Raw genomic sequence first — 19,366 nt, 5'->3', positions numbered from 1 at the left:
GTGATGGAAAAAAGTGGGCCTATAGCGCTTTTTAGTAATAAAAAAAATCGACAACCAAGAGGTTGCCGATCGTAAGAGGTTTGCTACCTTGCTGGCCTAGTCGTTATTGAGGTTTTTGACACTGGCTCTTTCAATTAGCTCTGGGTGCATTTCAAAGATGCGACGCTCATGCTCTTTATTTTTAATGCGCTCTAACAGGATCTCAAAGGCGGTTTTACCCACACGGCGTTTGGGCTGATGTATGGTGGTTAATGGTGGTGAGAAGTAAGCCGCAAGATCGATGTTATCGTAGCCAATGACCGAAATATCTTCGGGAATGTCGATATTGTGTTGTCTTAGACGACTGATCAAGCCTAACGCCATAATATCATTGAAGCAAAAAATAGAGGTGGGACGCTCTTCTTTAGACATTGCTACCAGTTTATCGGCCGCTTCTACAGCCGTATCACATTCAAAGTTACCTTCAAAAATGAGTTTTTCATTAAATGGGATATTGGCTTCAGCTAACGCTCTTTTGTAGCCAGAAATGCGCTCAATACAGGCCAGTTTCTCAGCTTGTCCAGTCAGGCAGGCAATTTTATGGTGACCATTGTTAACTAAGTATTTAGTGGCTAAATACCCCCCTTCTTCAGAGTTATCAATGATTTTATCTGCCGAGGAAGACTCCGGTCCCCAGTCCATAACCACTTTTGGGATGTTAGGGTGAGAGTCGAGCATTTGACGCAACTCTTCGGTTAAGTCAGAACACATCACTAAAATACCGTCGACGCGCTTCTCCGCTAACATACGAATATAATCACGTTGCTTTTCGTATAGCCCACCGGTATTACACAAAATAAGAGTGTAACCTTGGCGGTAACAGTAACTTTCAACGCCGTCGACCACTTCGGCAAAGAAAGGGTTAGTGGATTGAGTCACTAACATGCCAATAGTTCGTGTGCTATTGCATTTTAGACTACGAGCAACGGCACTTGGGGCGTAATTTAGGTTTTTTACGGCTTCCATCACTCGTTGCTGAGTTGCTTCGGCCACAAAGCGTGTTTTATTAATAACGTGAGAAACTGTGGTGGTAGAAACCCCTGCAAGTTTAGCGACGTCTTTGATGGTTGCCATGCGTTACCTTGTTAATAAAAGATGGATGCAATAAACATAAATTAAACTGTGCGATCCTTCACTCAGCAAACGATTGCGCGGAGGGGGAGTCTAGCCATAAATATGGCCACTGACAATGGATTTATGAATATATTTGGAATCTATGTCTCATTAGCAAGATAGTGGCAGTCAATTTTGCAAAAATTCACTAGTAATACGGATACGGCCGCATAAAAACCAAATTCATCATAGCGTTTACAGTCAGCAGAAAACTGGGGTATCCAGGTTAAGAGGTGTTGCTCAATTAAGGCTTTTTGCTCTGCCAGGGCCGCTTCCATATGCGACTCTTTTTCTAGGGCATTACAACGAATAATAAGATTGCCTAGAAAATCCAACTCAATGGCTAAATGATCAGCGGGTTCATTGAAGTGACCATCTACCTTAATGCCTTTATTTAACATTAATTGCGTCATGTCTTGTGCAGGCTTGCCGTTAAGTAGCTTGTTTTCTTCAAGATAGAGAGAGGCATAAGGTAAGGCGGCGTATTTATCTGAGGTGAGAAACAGATTACAAAAGTCGGCGGACAATTCTAATTGCGCATCTTCACGCTGTTGTAGTCGGTCAAAGGCATCCACTAAAGCCTCCACCGCCTCACTAAGTTGTGGATTCTCACCTAAACCGGCAAGAAAGCCACGCACAGCAGAAGATTGATAAGCCTGCAAATCTTGCTCTGTTAGTTCCTTAGAAAAAAGGCTGGAAAACCACCAGTAGATCTCTGCTCGTTGCTCGTTGAACTGCTTAACTTCTTGCATAAACGCACCACAATTTCATTTTAATTACTATAAAGAATAGTAGCTTAGGTCATCTTTACTATGTGAGTGAGATGAATATTAATTAAAATGTGCGCAATGAAGCAAAAGGTGAGTGCATTACTCACCATTGGCTAAATTTCTCAAACGTTGCCACCATTGCCCCATCGTTTCGTGCCAGTAACGTTCGGTTTGTTCTAGGTAACGGGCTTGCGGTGTGTATTTTTGCCAAGGCTGCACAATGTGGGATTGAGCTAAATAGTTAGTGGGAGCGGGCAGAGGCTGTAAACCTGCAGAATGAAATTCATGTAATGCACGTTCCATATGGCTGGCAGAGGTAACTAATGCCATGCTTTTTTGACCAACAAATTTCGCTGCTTGTCTGGCTTCTTGCCATGTATCCTGCGCCGTTTCGAGTAAGATGATATCGGATTTCGCCACCCCTAAAGCGAGCGCTACCGTCGCCATCATTCTTGCTTGACTGATCTCTGTGCCACCCGAGTAGCCGGATAAAATCAATTTCGCACCCGGGTACATACGTAGCACACGAATCCCCTCACTGAGACGCATCATGGCTGTACGGCTCAATTCTGAGGTGGGGGGAATTTGCGGGTCAACCACATGTCCACTACCGAGCACCATAACATAATCTAAGCTCTGTGTTGGTGGTAGAAAAGCACTGTATTTTCTTTCTAGTGGTTTTAATAATCCACTAGAAATTGGCTGAAAAGAGATCGCAAAAATGGAAGCTAGAGAAATAAAAATAAAGATACAACCCGATTTATGTTTTCGGGTAAACATAATTAATGCCAAGCCCAAAAAGCCAATAAGTAGCATAGCAGGGAGTGGCATAAGAAAGGCTGAAACAATTTTTTTGAGTGCAAACATGTTGGAGTAAACTATTTCCTAAGTTAGGTGGGGTGTAAATTGGGTCACGAGAAAAAAGGCATGAATTTGGACTGTTTTTTAGTCAATCAATAAAGCAAATTGATCGTTATCCTTTATTATTGACGCCCTTGTGACACAATACGAAACACACTTAAATAACATCATACCCTAAATAAAAGTGATACAAGATCGTAATTTCGACGATATTGCCCACAAATTTGCCGAAAATATTTATGGCTCAGATAAGGGAAGTATACGTCAGACTATCGTTTGGGAGGATTTACAGCAAATTCTTTACCAACTAAATGGTCACACAAAGCCTCTTACTGTACTAGATGCAGGAGGAGGTTTAGCTCAAATGTCACAAAAGTTGGCCGAGCTTGGACACAAAATAATATTGTGTGATGTGTCAAAAGAAATGCTGTTATTGGCTCAGCAAGAGATTGCCCGTAAAGGCTTGTTAGCTCAGTATCAATTTATTCATGCACCAATTCAAGAGCTTCATCAGCATCTTGAGCAGCCAGTAGATTTGATATTATTTCATGCTGTGATGGAATGGTTAGCCTCTCCAAAAGAAGCGCTACAAACATTAATGAGCCATATGGCACAAGGCGGCATGGCATCTATTATGTTTTATAACCACCATGGATTGGTGATGAAAAATGTTATATGTGGCAATATACCGCACGTGTTACAAGGAATGCCGTATCGTAAACGCTTTAAGTTGCAGCCGCAAAAAGGTTTGCTACCTTATGATGTCTATCAATGGCTAGAGGACGTAGGATTATCCATATGCGGAAAATCAGGAATACGCGCCTTTAATGACTATATCGGATTTACCCAATATGTGGGTGACTATAGCCAACAAGATGTCATGCAGCTTGAACGGCAATTATGCAGAACAGAACCTTACCTTTCATTAGGAAGGTATATCCATGTTTGGGTTCAAAAGAAACAGTAGAGAACTGAATGAATCAAGTCTCCCAAGAAGGGCAACAAAACGAGCAGGTCACGGTCGATGAGCTGGTGGGCTGGGTTAAACAGCACGATTTCTCCCTCAATTTAAACAGCGAACATTTAAGCTTTTTGGTAGCGATAGCCTTGTTAAGCCAAGAGCGCTTTGATGAGGAGTTGGCCGAGGGCGAATTGCATGACGCATTCGCCATTGTACAACGAGAATTTAATGGTGTTACACCGGGCGCGCAAAATGCGTTTAAAGCCAACAACGCCATCAATAGCTTAGTCGCACAAAGACTGCTAAGCCGCTTTACCAGTGAAGGGCAAGAGGGGAATAGTATTTATCGTCTGTCCCCTTTAGCGGTAGGGATCACCGATTATTATTTACGTCACCGTCAGTTTTCTAAACTGAAGCTGTCCATTCAATTGATTTTAGTGGGCAAGGAACTGGCATCTGTAGTGGAAACGGCTGAAAAAGCCCCTTCTATAGAAGGATGGCGTAAAGACGTTTACGGCTCCTTAAAATACTCAGTGGCTGAAATCTTTGATCAAATTGATCTCAACCAAAGAGTGATGGATGAAGAGCAACATCAAGTTAAGGCGGAAATTGCGGAGCTGCTAAACCAAGATTGGCGCGAAGCGATTCACCACTGTGAAACCTTGCTGTCGGCCACCTCCAATACACTGACTGAGTTGCAATCCTCATTACAGGCCGCGGGAGATGAACTGCAATCTCAGCTATTGACCTTACAACAACTGGTGTACGGCAACGACGAACTGGATTATATCGATGCGGTACTGTTTAGTTTGCAAATTAAACTGGATCGCATCATTAGCTGGGGACAGCAGTCCATTGATTTGTGGATCGGTTATGACCGCCATGTGCATAAGTTCATCCGTACCGCAATCGATATGGATAAGAATAGAGCGTTCAGTCAAAGGCTGCGTCAATCCATCAAAGATTTTGGTTCTCATGGCTGGTTATTAACCTTTGCCGATGCGGAACGCCTGCGCGATCTCAGAGATGAATCTATGGTGTTGAGTAACGATGAAGCGCTCGGTGTCCTACCTCCTGAGGTGGAATATCAAGAGATGCAACAGGTGACCAACGAGTTGGCTGAACAAGTCAAAGCCATGTTACAAAGCCATAAACAGCATGGGGCAAAAATCGATCTTGGTGCCGTGCTAAGAGAGTATCTGGCTAAGCACGCCAAAGGCAGCCATTTTGATTTGGCTCGACTAGTGGTCGATCAAGCGGTGAAACTGGGTTACTCCGAGCAAGACTACGCAGCGATACAGCCAGACTGGCAATCAATTAACGACTATGGCGCAAAGGTACAAGCGAATGTCATCAATAAATTCTGATACGTATATGCCAGATAATCTGGTTCGAGCGATAGCCAATCCGCTGTTTCCAGCGTTAGATAGCTTGCTTCGCTCAGGTCGTCATATCACACAAGATGATATGGATAACCATGCACTGTTGTGCGATTTTGAAACCGACTTAATGCTGTTTTATCAACGATATAACACTGAGTTAGTGAAAGCCCCCGAAGGCTTCTTTTACTTACGTCCTCGCTCCACCACATTAATCAGCCGCAGTGTTCTTTCTGAGTTGGATATGCTGGTGGGTAAAGTGTTGTGTTTCTTATACCTAAGCCCAGAACGTTTGGCCCAAGAAGGTATTTTTAGCAACCAAGAAATGTTTGACGAACTGGTGGCGATTGCGGATCACAGCACACTGATGAAGTTTGTCACCCATAAAGCCACAGGTACGGATTTAGATAAAGAAAAACTGTATGAAAAAGTGCGTACTTCTTTACGCCGTTTAAAACGACTGGGCATGTTATTACCCATTGGCGAAGGGGATAAGTTTCGTATCAGTGAAGCAGTATTTCGCTTTGGCGCGGATGTTCGCGTTGGCGATGACGTACAACAAGCGCAAATGCGCCTAATTAGAGACGGTGAAGCCGTACCGGCAGAAGATATGCAACAAGGCAGCTTGCTGGAAGAATCCAAAAATGAGGAACAAGCATGATTGAAAGAGGTAAATATCAATCACTGACGATGGTTAACTGGAACGGCTTTTTCGCACGTACTTTTGACATCGATGGTCTTGTCACCACGTTATCGGGCGGTAACGGTGCGGGTAAATCCACCACAATGGCGGCATTTATTACTACCTTGATCCCAGACCAAAGCTTATTGCACTTTCGCAACACCACTGAGGCGGGTAGCTCACAAGCCTCGCGCGATAAAGGCTTGTACGGCAAGCTACAGCCTGGAGTGTGTTATGCCGCACTAGAAGTGGTTAACTCACGAAATCAACGCTTAGTGTTTGCGGTTAAATTACAACAAATCGCGGGTCGCGATAAGAAAGTGGACATTAAACCTTTCTTAATTCAAGGACTGCCAAGCTCGATGAAAGCGGCGCAGTTGTTCATTGAAACCATCAATGAAACACAAGCCAAAGTTTGTCAGTTAAATGATGTGAAAGAGCGCGTTGCCCAAATTGAAGGAGCGCAATTTAAAGCGTTTAACTCGATTACTGATTACCATGCACAAATGTTTGATTTTGGCGTGGTGCCAAAAAAATTGCGTAACTCAAGTGATCGCTCTAAGTTCTATCGCCTGATTGAAGCGTCGCTGTACGGGGGCATTTCCAGCACCATTACCCGTTCACTGCGTGACTACTTACTGCCACAAAATGGTGGCGTGAAAAAAGCGTTCCAAGATATGGAATCGGCGCTTCGCGAGAACCGCATCACCCTTGAAGCGATCAAAAATACCCAAGCAGATAGAGACTTGTTTAAGCACTTGCTTACCGAGTCCACCAGTTATGTGGCTGCCGATTACATGCGCCACGCCAATCAACGCCGCACTAAGTTAGAGGCGACATTGGGATTGCGCGCGGAGCTATTTAATAATCGCCAGCAAATTTTAGACAACAATACGCTACTCAATACCACCCAGCAGCAGCTAAACGCCATTGTCGATGAATATTCGGCTCTAGAGCAAGATCATCAATCGGCATCCGATTACTTGCAATTAGTGCAAAGTGCTTTGCAACAGCAACAAAAAATTGCTCGCTATGAAGAGGATTTGATTGAGCTGAGTGAGCGCCTTGAAGAGCAAGTCATGGTGGTGGAAGAAGCCCAAGAGCGGTTAATGGCTGCCGAAGAGCAAAGTGAATTAACCGAACAAGAAGTGGATAGTCTGAAATCGCAACTTGCCGATTATCAACAAGCGCTAGATGTTCAGCAAACTCGAGCTCTGCAATATCAACAAGCCATAAAAGCGCTACAAGAGACACGTGAGCTATGTGGTTTAGACATTGACAGTGTGGATGCTATTCCTGCACTGATTACGCAACTTGGTACAGAACAGCAATCGCAAACTGCGCATATATTGTCACTGAAACACAAGCTAGATCTTAACTCGGCCAGTGCTCAGCAGTTTAATCGCGCCTTTGATTTGGTGAAACAATTAGATGCGGATTGCTCTCGCAGTGAGGCAGCCCGTTTTGCTAAGAGCGCCTTGGCTAAAGCGGTGGCGGCCAATAACGATGTTCAACAGTTAAGTCACTGGCAGTCTCAGCAACAAGAGATGAGCAAAGCGTTAACCAAGCAAAAAAGCGTGCAAGGACAACTGGCGGAGTATCAGCAACAATTTGCCAGTCAGATCATGGACGAAGCGGATTTAGAAGTTGAGTACGAACGTCAATCACAAGTGATTGAAACGGCAGAGCAAAGTATAGAATCTGGCCGTGAAAGCTTGATGGAAATGCGCCGCAATGAAAAGCAAATCGTTAGTGATATTCAACGTTTCGAGTCCATTGCGCCAAAATGGATTAAAGCTAATGATGCGTTAACTCAGATCAGTGAGCAAACAGAGGTCTCCCTAACCGATGCGCAATCGGTCATGGCCACCATGCAACAAGTGCTGGAAACAGAAAAGTCGTTACTTTCCAATAAAGATGCTTTAGCACTGCGTCGCACAGACATTGAAAAAGAAATTGAAGCTCTTGCAGCCCCAGGGGGGGCGAATGACGCTCGCCTTAAAGCTTTGGCTGACAGTGTCGGTGGCGTTCTGCTTTCGGAGATTTACGATGACATCACATTAGAAGATGCTCCGTATTTCAGTGCTATGTATGGTCCTGCCCGTCACGCCATTGTGGTGTCTGATATGAGCGGAATCAAAGAGCGCTTGGTGGAGTTTGATGACTGCCCAGACGATGTGTACATCCTTGAAGGGGATGTGGACGCCTTTGATGACAGCCAGTTTGAAGTGGAAGAGTTTGCAGGGGCGGTGTGCGTTCAAGTGAGCGAGCAGCAACTGCGTTTTTCTCGTTTCCCTAAAGTGCCATTATTTGGTCGCGCCGCCCGTGAATCTCGTTTAGAGATCTTACGTGAACAGCGTGATCAGATCGTTGAAGATTACGCCAAAGCGTCATTTGATGCGCAAAAAGCGCAGCGTTTATACCAAGCCTTTAATGATTTTGTTGCCCATCATGCACAAGTTGCTTTTGAAGACGATCCTGAGCAAAGTATCCACTCACTTCGCAGTCAACGTAACACGCTTTTAGAGCAGCTTTCTAAGTTGCAAACCGCAGAAACCGAGCATAAACAGGCACTTGCTAAAGGTAAGAAAGCCCTGGCCGCATTAGATAAGATCTCGCCATATCTGCATCTTGTAGACGATGAGACCTTAGCTGAGCGGGTCGAAGAAGTGGCCACAAAACTGCAACAGCTTAATGAAAGTAAACGCTATTTAGACCGCTTTGGTAAAATCTTGCAGCAACTAGAGCCTATTGCCAGCGCTTTAGACACCGATCCTGAACAATTTGATGCCTTGCAAGCGGAATATGAAGCGTTAGATAAAGCGTTGCAATTAAATAAACAAAAAACCTTCGCCCTATCGAATGTATTAGGACGTAAAGCGCACTTTGCTTACGCCGATTCTGTGCAATTGCTGGATAAAAGCAGTGAGTTAAGCGAACAGCTTAAATTAAAACTGACCACAGCAGAGCAAGAAAAAGAACGTGCCAGAGTGAGCTTTAAACAGGCTCAGCAACAGTTCCAACAATACAATCAGTTATTGGCCACACTGAAAAGCTCTCATCAAACCAAATCTGAGACAGTTCAAGAGTTTCGTCAGGAACTGAATGACGCCGGAGTGATATTAGATGAGGGGATTTTACAGCGAGCACACAGCCGTAAAGAGGCGTTGCATCAACGTATCGAGACCTCTCGTAGCACTCAAGCACAGATGCAAAAAACAGTTACCGCAACCGAAATGGAGTTGCGCAGTGCAACCAAAGCTCTGAAAAAACAACAAAAAGAGTACAAAGAACTGCGTGCGTTTGTTGTGACAGCAAAAGCGGGTTGGTGCTCGGTACTTAAATTGGCGCGATTGCATGATGTCGAACGCCGCCTACACAAACGTGAGTTGGCGTATTTGTCTGAGGGTGAGCTTCGCTCTATGTCAGATAAATCTTTAGGTGCGCTTCGTTTAGCGGTTGCTAATGATGACTCCTTACGTGATTCACTGCGCGCATCAGAAGATACCGCATACCCTGAACGTAAAGTACTGTTCTATATTGCGGTGTATCAATATCTGCGTGAACGAATTCGTCAGGATATTATCCGCACCGATGATCCTGTAGAGGCTATCGAAGAGATGGAAGTGGAGCTAGGCCGTTTAACCGAAGAGCTAAACCAACGTGAGAATCGTTTGGCAATCAGCTCTGAGTCGGTTTCTAGTATCATTAAGAAGACCATTCAGCGTGAGCAAAATCGTATTCGTATCCTTAACCAAGGTTTATCGAATATTCATTTCGGTCAGGTGAATGGGGTGCGTCTTAACGTTGAAATTCGTGAAAGTCATCAAATCTTGCTAGACAGTTTGGCCAACCCAGACAAAGCCCATCAGCAATTGTTCGACAACTCTCGTCTTACCTTCTCAGAAGCGATAGCGAAGCTGTTCCAACGGGTGAATCCACATATTGATATGGGGCAACGCTCACCGCAAATTTTGGGCGAAGAATTACTGGATTACCGCAACTACCTTGCTATGGGCGTAGAAGTTAACCGTGGCTCAGAAGGGTGGTTACAAGCAGAATCTGGCGCTCTTTCAACGGGTGAGGCTATCGGTACTGGTCAGTCAATTCTATTGATGGTGGTACAGAGCTGGGAGGAAGAGTCCCGCCGTTTGCGCAGCAAAGATATTGTGCCATGTCGCTTATTGTTCTTAGATGAAGCTGCGCGCTTGGATGCGAAGTCTATTGCGACCTTATTTGAACTGTGTGACCGTTTAAATATGCAGTTACTTATTGCTGCACCTGAGAACATCAGCCCAGAAAAAGGCACCACCTATAAGTTAGTGCGTAAAGTGTTTAAAGATCACGAGCATGTACATGTGGTGGGCTTGAGAGGCTTTGCACAAAACACTTTAGATAGCCAAGCGATGGATGAAGCTGAGGTGATATAAATGGTGATCTGTGCTCGAAAGGGCACACTCCTATGACCCTATTTCTGTGACGTTATATTAAAAAACCAGTCATAGCATTAATTTGCTCACGGCTGGTTTTTTGTTTTAACAAGCTAGAATGATCAGTTATATCAATCACACCAAGTCAGTGTTCAGAAATAGCGTAGGAAAAGTGCTCGAAATCAAGGAGGGAATTTTTCGATAAGTCGTTATTCTACAATCAAAAATTCTAATTAATTACTGCGATGGTATTACAATAAGTCTAGGCTGTGTTGGTACAGGTATTGATACCCTAGTTGCTGGGACAATGAACTGTCTATTTTTTTATCTGGTGTATGCACAATTGTAGGCAAAGCGACGCTAGATGCAGGTGTGACCTTACTTTCTTTTAATGCGGCGGTATAAAACGTCGCTTTATCGCAAGTGTTGGGTGTCGATACATTCACCACCTGATGATTCACTGCATCTAAAGCGAGGGTAATAAAGCCAATAGCATCGCGTTTGTGTAACATGTTCGCGGGTGCCTGAGTACTTATGGACTTGAGACGAGAGACAAATCGAGATGGGTGGCGCTTGTCATCCACTAAACCACTACAGCGAATGATCGCAAAATTGATCCCGCAATCCATCACCACTTGTTCGGCTTTTAGCAGAGCGATACTTTTCTGAGAAAAGTGAACATCCTCCCTCGCTAAATTAAAGTGAGCATCTTGTTCAACCATCTCTTTTGCTATGGAAGGGTAGACCGCTGTTGAGCTAACCATAATTATTTTTTTAGCGCCACCGCGTGCCGCCCCATCACAAATTTGTTGCCAATTATTGGCATAGCTATCCCAGTCAGGTGTTTGTTGGCGTCGAAAACCTGGGGTAATACAACCGATCACGATGTCGATATTTAATGAGTTTATGAGTGCTGAAAAAGTGGTGGAGTGCGTTAAAGGTAACTGAATTAGGCTAGATTGCAGTCCATATTGCTGGCTGAGTAAAACGCTATTTTGCTGAGAGTTGGTGACAGAAACTTGATGGCCTAAGGTGCTCAGTTGTTTGGCTAAAGGACGACCAAGCCAACCGGCACCTACTATTAATATCGAGGCCATATTAGTGGCTAAGTGCTCTCAATATTTTATCGGCACGTTCGGCAATAGCGATACCCTCATTGGTTAGGTAACCGCCATCACTAAGGGTGCATAGCCCTTTTTCAAATAAAGCCTTAACCGCAAGTTGAGTACTTTGTGCAGCGTCACTGTGAACTTTGATACCAGTGGCTGTGCTGTCCATATTGAATTGTAAAAGTAGGTTAAGTTCATCGACGATGAGTTGGTCAAATTTCATGCTGCTTCCTTTTTATAGTTTTCAATCACATTAGAACTTGAATGCAAGTGAATCAACAAATAGCTGTTAAAAACGTTACCTCTATCAGATGAGCGTTCAATTGTTCACCATTCTCTAGGGGCAAAATTATTAAATATGACAAATATCATTATTAAGTGAAAAAAACCAAAAAAACCATTGACTCTTCGCTATCCCATACAAGCAGTGTGTTTACACTTTTTATCCACAATAATTGTGGATAACCTCCCAACTGGCATTGCCATGCAAACAGCAAATGAAAATCGCTCATATCGCTCAAAAAGGCAACATTTTAGAGAGCGATAATGGCGAAATATTGAGCAAAAAAAGCGTACTTTGCGCAACATTTTATCATTCTCCCTAGATAGATCAGGGATATGGTCTAAATTATTATTATCGGTTTGCTGCGTTTACGTAGTGATGGGCAATGTTCAGCAAGGCAGAGTGTATGAGTGAGATCAATACTATCCATGAAGAGGAAAAGCGCTCCTTGGAGTGGAAAGCGTTTTTATTTATAGCCGTGGTACTTTTTCCTATTTTGAGCGTCATGTTTGTGGGCGGGTATGGCTTTACCGTTTGGATGCTGCAAATGTTCGTTTGGGGTCCCCCTGGAAGTCATGGTTAGACTTGGATTAAATCTTGGATAGGATGAGCGAGACCAATATGAAGTCACTAATTGTTAAACTATGGACGACCATGAGTCGCCCTGCTAAACACATCAGCTTAGGGGTGCTTACCTTAGGCGGTTTTACCGCTGGGGTGATCTTTTGGGGCGGATTTAATACGGCATTAGAAGCGGCCAATACAGAGGAGTTTTGTATTAGCTGTCACACTATGCGTGATAACGTCTATGAAGAGTTGCAAACCACAGTGCATTGGAAAAACCATGCAGGGGTTCGAGCCACATGTCCAGATTGTCATGTTCCCCATGAATGGACTGCAAAAATAGCTAGGAAAATGCAGGCGTCAAAAGAAGTGTATGCACAAATTTTTGGCGATTTAGGCACTCCAGAGAAGTTTGAAGCCCGTCGCTTTGAATTAGCCCGCCATGAATGGAACCGCTTTTCTGCCAACAAGTCTTTAGAATGTAAAAACTGTCACCAATACGATTCAATGGACTTTGAAGCCATGTCTCCAACGGCGCGCATCCAAATGAAACATGCAGCAGAGCGCGATCAAAGCTGTCTTGATTGTCATAAAGGTATCGCTCATAACTTACCGAAAAATATGGACTCCTCCGGTGGCATGATAGGTGAATTAGAGCAGATCGCCCACTCCACCTCTTACGCTAAAGATGCCTCTTATGTCTCTGTCCGTCACTTACCGGTTTATGAAGATGAAAAACTGACCGTAGAGGCAGGACTTCTGAATCCAGCATCAGAAATTAAAGTGCTTAAAGTGACCAAAACGGCGCTGCAAGTGGAAATTTCTGGCTGGCGTAAGGACAAAGGGTTTGGTCGTGTGATCCAAGAAGATTTTGGTATGAACATCCCTGTAGGCTCGCTACTTAAAGAGTCTGCGCAAAATGATGCCATAGTACAAAGCTTTGAAGAAAAAGAAGATGAACTCACGGGATTACCGTGGAGCCGAGTCGTAGCAAAAGTGTGGATGAAACCAGAAGCATTAGTTGAAGGCTACGAGGCAATTTGGAAGAAGGCCGGTGAGTCTTATACCGTTAACTGTTCCACATGTCATACCCAACCAGCACCGGCTCATTTTACCGCCAATGCGTGGCCCGGTATGTTTAATGGTATGTCAGCCTTCGTTAATCTCGATAGAGACAGTGAAGCCTTGGTCTTAAAGTACCTACAAAAACACTCGTCTGATTTTGCAGACCAATCTCACTAATTCGGCACGGAGAGAAATAATGTCATTATCAAGAAGAAGCTTTCTCAAAGGTTTAGGGGCATCCGGTGCCGCCGCCTCGGTTATCGGTCCTAGTTTGTTGGTCTCAACTTCCGCTAATGCCACAGCACAAGCCGAAGGGGTTTGGAAAACATCAGGCTCACACTGGGGGGCATTTAGAGCTCGAATTTGGGCAGGAAAGGTGCAAGAAATTAAACCGTTAGAGGTAGATAAGCACCCTACAGAGATGCTCAATGGGATCAAAGGGATTATCTATAGTCCCTCACGTGTGCGTTACCCTATGGTGCGATTAGATTGGTTAAAGAAACATAAATACTCCACAGAAACTCGAGGTAACAACCGTTTTGTGCGTGTAACTTGGGATGAAGCTCTTGATCTTTTCTATCGTGAATTAGAGCGAGTACAAAAAGATTACGGCCCTTGGGCATTACATGCAGGTCAAACGGGATGGCGTCAAACAGGGCAAATGCACAGTTGTAATAACCATATGCAGCGCGCAATTGGCTTGCATGGACATTCGGTGAAAAAAGTTGGGGATTACTCAACGGGGGCGGGACAAACTATTTTACCTTATGTGTTGGGTTCAACTGAGGTGTATGCGCAAGGTACTTCTTGGGAGCTCATCTTAGAAAACAGTGACAACATCATTATATGGGCCAATGATCCTGTTAAAAACCTTCAAGTAGGTTGGACGTGTGAAACCCATGAGTCCTTTGAGTATTTAGAGCAATTAAAAGCGAAAGTCGCCAGCAAAAAAATCAATGTTATTTCTGTAGACCCAGTTAAAAATAAAACTCAGCAATATTTAGGCAATGAACACCTATATGTGAACCCTCAAACAGATGTGGCGTTTATGCTGGGTATCGCGCATACCCTGCATAAAGAAGAACTGTATGACAAAAAGTTCATGGATCTGTACTGCTTAGGCTATAAAGAGTTTGTCCCTTATTTAATGGGTGAATCCAAAGATAAAGTAGAAAAAACACCCGAATGGGCCGCTGAAATTTGTGGGGTACCCGCGGATAAAATCCGTGAGTTTGCTCGTATGTTGGTGAGTGGCAGAACGCAAATTCTGTTTGGTTGGTGTATTCAGCGCCAACAACACGGTGAGCAACCCTATTGGATGGGGGCTGTATTGGCCGCTATGATAGGTCAAATAGGCTTGCCCGGTGGTGGTGTGTCCTATGGTCACCATTATTCTGGTATTGGGGTTCCTTCAACGGGCTTTGGCGCACCGGGGTCCTACCCACTTAACATTGATACCGGTCAGTCACCTAAGTACACCAATACCGATTTTAAAGAGTACAGCAGTGTCATTCCCGTGGCGCGCTGGATTGACTGCCTAAAAGAGCCAGGTAAAAAGATCCAAGCCAACGGTAAAGAGGTGACATTACCAGCCTTTAAAATGATGGTGGTCAGCGGTAATAATCCTTGGCATCACCATCAAGATCGCAACAATATGAAAGCGGCGTTTAAAAACCTGCAAACCTTAGTGACTATAGATTTTGCGTGGAATGCCACCTGTCGCTTCTCAGACATTGTGCTACCGGCATGTACCCAGTTTGAACGTAATGATATTGATGGTTACGGTGCCTATTCTGGTCGAGGCTTAGTGGCAATGCACAAGTTGGTTGACCCACTGTTCCAGTCGAAAACCGATTTTGACATCATGACAGAGTTGACCGCTCGCTGGGGCAGAGATAAAGACTACACTCGTGGAATGTCGGAAATGGAGTGGGTTAAGCACCTTTACAATGATTGTAAAGCGGCCAACGCTTCCTTTAAATTACCCGAGTTTGAAGAGTTTTGGGAAAAAGGCTTTTTGGACTTTGGCAAAGGCAAACCTTGGACGCGTCATGCGGATTTTCGGGAAGATCCCGAGATCAGCGCCTTGGGCACGCCATCGGGCTTTATTGAGATCACCAGTCGCACCATTGGTCGCTATGGCTATGAACATTGTCAAGAGCACCCAATGTGGTTTGAAAAATCGGAACGCTCTCACGGGGGTCCTGGCTCAGATAAACATCCGTTCTGGTTACAATCTTGTCACCCAGACAAGCGCCTTCACTCACAAATGTGTGAGTCAGAAGAGTTCCGCGCCACCTATGCGGTGCAGGGGAGAGAGCCTTGTTATTTGAATCCAAAAGATGCCAAAGCAAAAGGGATTAAAGAGGGGGATCTTATCCGCGTCTTCAATCAACGAGGGCAGTTGCTTGCAGGGGCAGTGATCAGTGATCATTACCCTCAGGGCGTGATTCGAATTGAAGAGGGGGCTTGGTATGGCCCGCTCAATGAGAAAGTTGGCGCAATTGATACCTATGGCGATCCTAATACCCTTACCCAAGATATCCCTTCTTCTGAATTGGCCCAGGCCACCTCAGCGAATACTTGTTTAGTGGATATTGAGAAGTTTAAGGGGGAGGTACCACCGGTGACCTCTTTTGGTGGACCGATAGAGGTCTCTTAACATCATGTCTGTTGCGTTATGCGATTTCAGGCTATTGCTTACTGTGATGAGTAAATCTTAATCTAGGAAACCGTCAAAAAGTTTGGCGGTTTTTTTTTTTATGTAATGAAGTTATATTGAAACTGATATACCGAACTGTAACAAAGGGCAGGTAAGGTAAAGCCATAACCGTAGTAATTAACGGATCATTCAACGTGTTAAAACACTTGATAACGGCCTTGTAATTTATAAATGTAGAACAACGACTTATCACAAATAGCCTTGTTGTTAAGTGTTTTTCCTGCACTATTTCTGTCCACTTAATTACTGTGGTTGATATAACCATAGTGGCAATGAATAGACAAAAAAAAAGCCGACCACTAAAATGTGCGATCGGCTTATATTCTTGTGAACAAAACTTCGTTCACTAACAACGTCAGTTGGCTAGGTGATCCTTGGCTTAAAAGGATCACTAAAGTTAATGCAGTATCTATGCCAACTTTGTAATCACGCCTTAAAACCTTTGTTATATAAGGTTTATAATTATAGGAAATAACCATTATGCAATTTGCAATTGCATAATGCAATGCGGATTGTATTTTTGCTTAAGCGTATTCACGCACATGCCGTTTTATAATTTTCTGGATACAGCCAATATCAGGGGAGTTCAGTGTGCAAGAACCATAGTCTGAGTTATTTAATGGCAAACATGGAGCCAAAGTTAAAACATTGGAACCACACTTCACTGCTACTAAATCCAATGTCAGCAAATCGCTGTTTGTGAATATCGATAGTATCGGGCAGCATTACATTTTCAATGGCACTGCGCTTTTGGCTAATTTCCAGTTCGCTGTAACCATTAGCTCGCTTGAAGTCATGATGCAGATCTATCAGCAGTTGATGGGCGCTCGCGTCATCAAAAATAAACTTTTCGGATAAAATAAGGATGCCACCGGGCTGTAATCCGGCATAAATTTTTTCAAGTAAGGTTTGTCTGTCATCCGGTGATAAAAATTGCAAAGTAAAGTTCAGAACAACCACAGAGGCATTGTTAATATCAATGTGTCTAATATCCGCTTCACGAATATCCACCGGTGTATTGGCTTTATACGCGTTAATGTGCAATTTACAGCGCTCCACCATGGCAGCCGAGTTATCCACGGCAATGATGTTGCAGTTATTCGCGGTGATATTGCGGCGCATAGATAATGTAGCCGCACCAAGCGAGCAACCAAGGTCGTACAGATTTGACCCATCAGTGGCAAAACGCTCAGCGAGCATACCAATGGCCGATATAATATTGCTGTATCCGGGAACGGAACGTTGAATCATATCGGGAAATACTTCGGCCACGCGCTCATCAAAAGTAAAGTCACCAATTTTTTCAATTGGGGCGGAAAAAATGTTATCTGTGCTCATTGGGATCTTGCTGTGTAGGTAATGACTTAACTAAGTTTAGAGAAAAGCGTGCGAACTGTCATTAATCCAGCTCAATTCCACTTCAACCCGCCATTTTTTGCTTCCCTTGCTCAAAAACAGAGCAAAGCCACCGTAAAGCGCATAAAAAGTTGCATTGAGTGTCGATTTTAAAGCTATTTGCGCGTATAAATATCGGTTAATTGCGTCGAGATCTTATTCGCTCGATAGAACCTTATTAGTAATTAGAAAATAGTCGGGAAATTCAATATGCGTAGCCATTATTGTGGTCAACTGAACAAGTCCCTAGCAGGACAAACTGTAGAACTTTGCGGTTGGGTAAACCGTCGCCGTGATTTAGGTGGTCTTATTTTTATCGACATGCGAGATCGTGAAGGTATCGTTCAAGTCGTTGTTGACCCAGATATGGCCGAAGCATATGAAGTGGCAAACCAACTGCGTAATGAGTTTTGCATCAAGTTGACGGGTGAAGTGCGTGTTCGCCCAGATAGCCAAGTGAATAAAGATATGGCAACGGGTGAAGTAGAACTGATTGCCACCGGTCTTGAAATTATCAACCGTGCTGATGTTTTACCACTGGACTTCAATCAAAAGAACTCTGAAGAACAACGTCTTAAATACCGTTACTTGGACTTGCGTCGTCCTGAAATGAGCGACCGTATTAAATTACGTGCTAAAGCATCAAGCTTTGTCCGTCGTTTCCTTGATGACAACGGTTTCTTAGACATTGAAACGCCAGTATTGACGAAAGCGACCCCAGAAGGTGCTCGTGATTACCTAGTACCGAGCCGTGTACATAAAGGCAGTTTTTACGCATTACCACAATCACCACAGCTATTTAAACAATTGTTGATGATGTCTGGTTTTGACCGTTACTACCAAATCGTGAAATGTTTCCGTGATGAAGATTTGCGTGCTGACCGCCAACCAGAATTTACACAAATCGATATCGAAACCTCATTTATGAGTGCTGACCAAGTACGTGCAACCACTGAAAAAATGGTTCACGACATGTGGTTAGAGTTACTTAATGTAGATCTTGGTGAGTTCCCTGTTATGCCATTTAGCGAAGCCATTCGCCGCTTTGGTTCAGATAAACCCGATCTACGTAACCCGCTAGAGCTTGTTGATGTTGCAGACATCGTAAAAGAAGTTGAGTTTAAAGTATTCTCAGGCCCTGCAAATGATGAAAAAGGCCGTGTAGCGGTACTTTGTGTTCCTGGTGGTGCTAAATTAAGCCGTAAACAAATTGATGGTTATGCTGAATTTGTTGGTATCTACGGTGCGAAAGGTTTGGCATGGATGAAAGTGAACGATCGCGCAGCGGGTGCAGAAGGCGTTCAATCTCCAGTGGCTAAATTCCTAAGTGCCGACATCATAAATGGTATTCTTGAGCGTACTAACGCACAAACAGGCGATATTATTTTATTTGGCGCAGACAAAGCAAACGTTGTGGCAGAAGCATTAGGTGCACTACGCCTGAAAGTGGGTGACGATCTTGAATTGACCGATCTGGCCGCTTGGAAACCACTGTGGGTTGTGGACTTCCCAATGTTTGAAGAAGATGGCGAAGGCAACTTACACGCCATGCACCATCCATTCACTTCACCTTTAGATGTGACAGCGCAACAGCTTAAAGAGAACCCTGCCAAAGTAAATTCAAACGCTTACGATATGGTTATCAATGGCTATGAAGTGGGCGGTGGTTCAGTTCGTATTCATAATGCTGAAATGCAAGCAGCAGTGTTTGATATTTTGGGTATTGATGCCAAAGAGCAACAACTGAAATTTGGTTTCTTACTTGAAGCTCTAAAATACGGTACACCACCTCACGCCGGTCTTGCCTTTGGTTTAGATCGCTTGGTGATGTTGCTTTGTGGTACAGAGAACATTCGCGACGTGATCGCCTTCCCTAAAACCACTAATGCTTCTTGTTTGTTGACCGATGCTCCTAGCCTTGCTAATCCAGCGTCACTAGAAGAATTATCTATTGCGGTTAAACTGGCTAAAAAAGACAGTGAATAACATCCGT

Annotated in this window: 14 protein-coding genes; 8 read left to right on the top strand and 6 right to left on the bottom strand. The window is 44.0% G+C overall.

Annotated elements, in window-relative coordinates:
* Positions 1 to 96: 96 nt before the first annotated feature.
* The 3 genes from purR to elyC all read right to left on the bottom strand — a co-directional run bounded on the left by purR (position 97) and on the right by elyC (position 2,789).
* Positions 97 to 1,113 (bottom strand): HTH-type transcriptional repressor PurR, encoded by a 1,017-nt coding sequence (purR, locus tag OCU56_RS07975; RefSeq protein WP_261872705.1) that lies wholly within the window; start codon positions 1,111 to 1,113, stop codon positions 97 to 99.
* A 140-nt stretch (positions 1,114 to 1,253) separates the two neighbouring features.
* Entirely contained in the window at positions 1,254 to 1,904 is a 651-nt protein-coding gene (gene torD, locus OCU56_RS07970; protein ID WP_261872704.1) for a molecular chaperone TorD, read from the bottom strand.
* A gap of 117 nt (positions 1,905 to 2,021) precedes the next feature.
* Positions 2,022 to 2,789, bottom strand: a complete 768-nt coding sequence (elyC, locus tag OCU56_RS07965; protein WP_261872703.1) for an envelope biogenesis factor ElyC — start codon at positions 2,787 to 2,789, stop codon at positions 2,022 to 2,024.
* 178 nt (positions 2,790 to 2,967) lie between these two features.
* On the opposite strand from elyC, the gene cmoM reads away from it, so the two are divergent.
* From cmoM to mukB, 4 genes are read left to right on the top strand one after another with little or no spacing between them, the layout of a single operon-like run.
* Positions 2,968 to 3,750: a tRNA uridine 5-oxyacetic acid(34) methyltransferase CmoM gene (gene cmoM, locus OCU56_RS07960; RefSeq protein WP_261872702.1), complete on the top strand. Its 783-nt coding sequence runs from the start codon at positions 2,968 to 2,970 to the stop codon at positions 3,748 to 3,750.
* Positions 3,751 to 3,758: 8 nt separating this feature from the next.
* Positions 3,759 to 5,111: a chromosome partition protein MukF gene (mukF, locus tag OCU56_RS07955; protein WP_261872701.1), complete on the top strand. Its 1,353-nt coding sequence runs from the start codon at positions 3,759 to 3,761 to the stop codon at positions 5,109 to 5,111.
* The gene (gene mukE / locus OCU56_RS07950) at positions 5,092 to 5,784 is read left to right on the top strand and encodes a chromosome partition protein MukE (RefSeq protein WP_261872700.1); all 693 of its coding nucleotides are present in this window, start codon (positions 5,092 to 5,094) and stop codon (positions 5,782 to 5,784) included. The genes mukF and mukE overlap by 20 nt, the downstream gene beginning before the upstream one ends.
* Positions 5,781 to 10,235: a chromosome partition protein MukB gene (gene mukB / locus OCU56_RS07945; protein WP_261872699.1), complete on the top strand. Its 4,455-nt coding sequence runs from the start codon at positions 5,781 to 5,783 to the stop codon at positions 10,233 to 10,235. The genes mukE and mukB overlap by 4 nt, the downstream gene beginning before the upstream one ends.
* Before the next feature lie 251 nt (positions 10,236 to 10,486).
* On the opposite strand, the gene OCU56_RS07940 is transcribed toward mukB, so the two are convergent.
* Positions 10,487 to 11,332, bottom strand: a complete 846-nt coding sequence (locus OCU56_RS07940) for an NAD-dependent epimerase/dehydratase family protein (RefSeq protein ID WP_261872698.1) — start codon at positions 11,330 to 11,332, stop codon at positions 10,487 to 10,489.
* Position 11,333: 1 nt separating this feature from the next.
* Entirely contained in the window at positions 11,334 to 11,567 is a 234-nt protein-coding gene (locus OCU56_RS07935) for a TIGR02647 family protein (protein WP_261872697.1), read from the bottom strand.
* A 466-nt stretch (positions 11,568 to 12,033) separates the two neighbouring features.
* Here OCU56_RS07935 and torE point away from each other — a divergent pair, with 466 nt between their 5' ends.
* Genes torE through torA form a run of 3 tightly spaced genes read left to right on the top strand, consistent with a single transcriptional unit; the run spans position 12,034 to position 15,918 of the window.
* The gene (torE, locus tag OCU56_RS07930) at positions 12,034 to 12,210 is read left to right on the top strand and encodes a trimethylamine N-oxide reductase system protein TorE (protein ID WP_261872696.1); all 177 of its coding nucleotides are present in this window, start codon (positions 12,034 to 12,036) and stop codon (positions 12,208 to 12,210) included.
* Positions 12,211 to 12,248: 38 nt separating this feature from the next.
* Positions 12,249 to 13,433 (top strand): pentaheme c-type cytochrome TorC, encoded by a 1,185-nt coding sequence (gene torC / locus OCU56_RS07925; RefSeq protein ID WP_261872695.1) that lies wholly within the window; start codon positions 12,249 to 12,251, stop codon positions 13,431 to 13,433.
* A 19-nt stretch (positions 13,434 to 13,452) separates the two neighbouring features.
* Positions 13,453 to 15,918, top strand: coding sequence for a trimethylamine-N-oxide reductase TorA (gene torA / locus OCU56_RS07920; RefSeq protein WP_261872694.1), 2,466 nt, complete (start codon positions 13,453 to 13,455; stop codon positions 15,916 to 15,918).
* Between the two features lie 672 nt (positions 15,919 to 16,590).
* Here torA and cmoA read toward each other — a convergent pair.
* Positions 16,591 to 17,316 carry a carboxy-S-adenosyl-L-methionine synthase CmoA gene (gene cmoA, locus OCU56_RS07915; RefSeq protein WP_261872693.1) on the bottom strand — a complete coding sequence of 242 codons (726 nt, stop codon included), beginning with the start codon at positions 17,314 to 17,316 and terminating at the stop codon, positions 16,591 to 16,593.
* A gap of 267 nt (positions 17,317 to 17,583) precedes the next feature.
* On the opposite strand from cmoA, the gene aspS reads away from it, so the two are divergent.
* Positions 17,584 to 19,359: an aspartate--tRNA ligase gene (aspS, locus tag OCU56_RS07910; RefSeq protein ID WP_261872692.1), complete on the top strand. Its 1,776-nt coding sequence runs from the start codon at positions 17,584 to 17,586 to the stop codon at positions 19,357 to 19,359.
* The last annotated feature ends 7 nt before the right edge of the window (positions 19,360 to 19,366 follow it).

It is taken from the genome of Vibrio rarus, from assembly GCF_024347075.1.
Taxonomy (GTDB): domain Bacteria; phylum Pseudomonadota; class Gammaproteobacteria; order Enterobacterales; family Vibrionaceae; genus Vibrio; species Vibrio rarus.
Note: the sequence above shows the minus strand (reverse complement) of the source record. Positions and strands in the feature narration are given on the sequence as shown.

Bases quoted from the DNA above. Each gene is read 5' to 3' on its own strand.
- purR (WP_261872705.1), bottom strand. From the start codon at position 1,113: ATGGCAACCATCAAAGACGTCGCTAAACTTGCAGGGGTTTCTACCACC.
- torD (WP_261872704.1), bottom strand. From the start codon at position 1,904: ATGCAAGAAGTTAAGCAGTTCAACGAGCAACGAGCAGAGATCTACTGG.
- elyC (WP_261872703.1), bottom strand. From the start codon at position 2,789: ATGTTTGCACTCAAAAAAATTGTTTCAGCCTTTCTTATGCCACTCCCT.
- mukF (WP_261872701.1), top strand. From the start codon at position 3,759: ATGAATCAAGTCTCCCAAGAAGGGCAACAAAACGAGCAGGTCACGGTC.
- mukE (WP_261872700.1), top strand. From the start codon at position 5,092: ATGTCATCAATAAATTCTGATACGTATATGCCAGATAATCTGGTTCGA.
- mukB (WP_261872699.1), top strand. From the start codon at position 5,781: ATGATTGAAAGAGGTAAATATCAATCACTGACGATGGTTAACTGGAAC.
- OCU56_RS07940 (WP_261872698.1), bottom strand. From the start codon at position 11,332: ATGGCCTCGATATTAATAGTAGGTGCCGGTTGGCTTGGTCGTCCTTTA.
- OCU56_RS07935 (WP_261872697.1), bottom strand. From the start codon at position 11,567: ATGAAATTTGACCAACTCATCGTCGATGAACTTAACCTACTTTTACAA.
- torE (WP_261872696.1), top strand. From the start codon at position 12,034: ATGAGTGAGATCAATACTATCCATGAAGAGGAAAAGCGCTCCTTGGAG.
- torC (WP_261872695.1), top strand. From the start codon at position 12,249: ATGAAGTCACTAATTGTTAAACTATGGACGACCATGAGTCGCCCTGCT.
- torA (WP_261872694.1), top strand. From the start codon at position 13,453: ATGTCATTATCAAGAAGAAGCTTTCTCAAAGGTTTAGGGGCATCCGGT.
- cmoA (WP_261872693.1), bottom strand. From the start codon at position 17,316: ATGAGCACAGATAACATTTTTTCCGCCCCAATTGAAAAAATTGGTGAC.
- aspS (WP_261872692.1), top strand. From the start codon at position 17,584: ATGCGTAGCCATTATTGTGGTCAACTGAACAAGTCCCTAGCAGGACAA.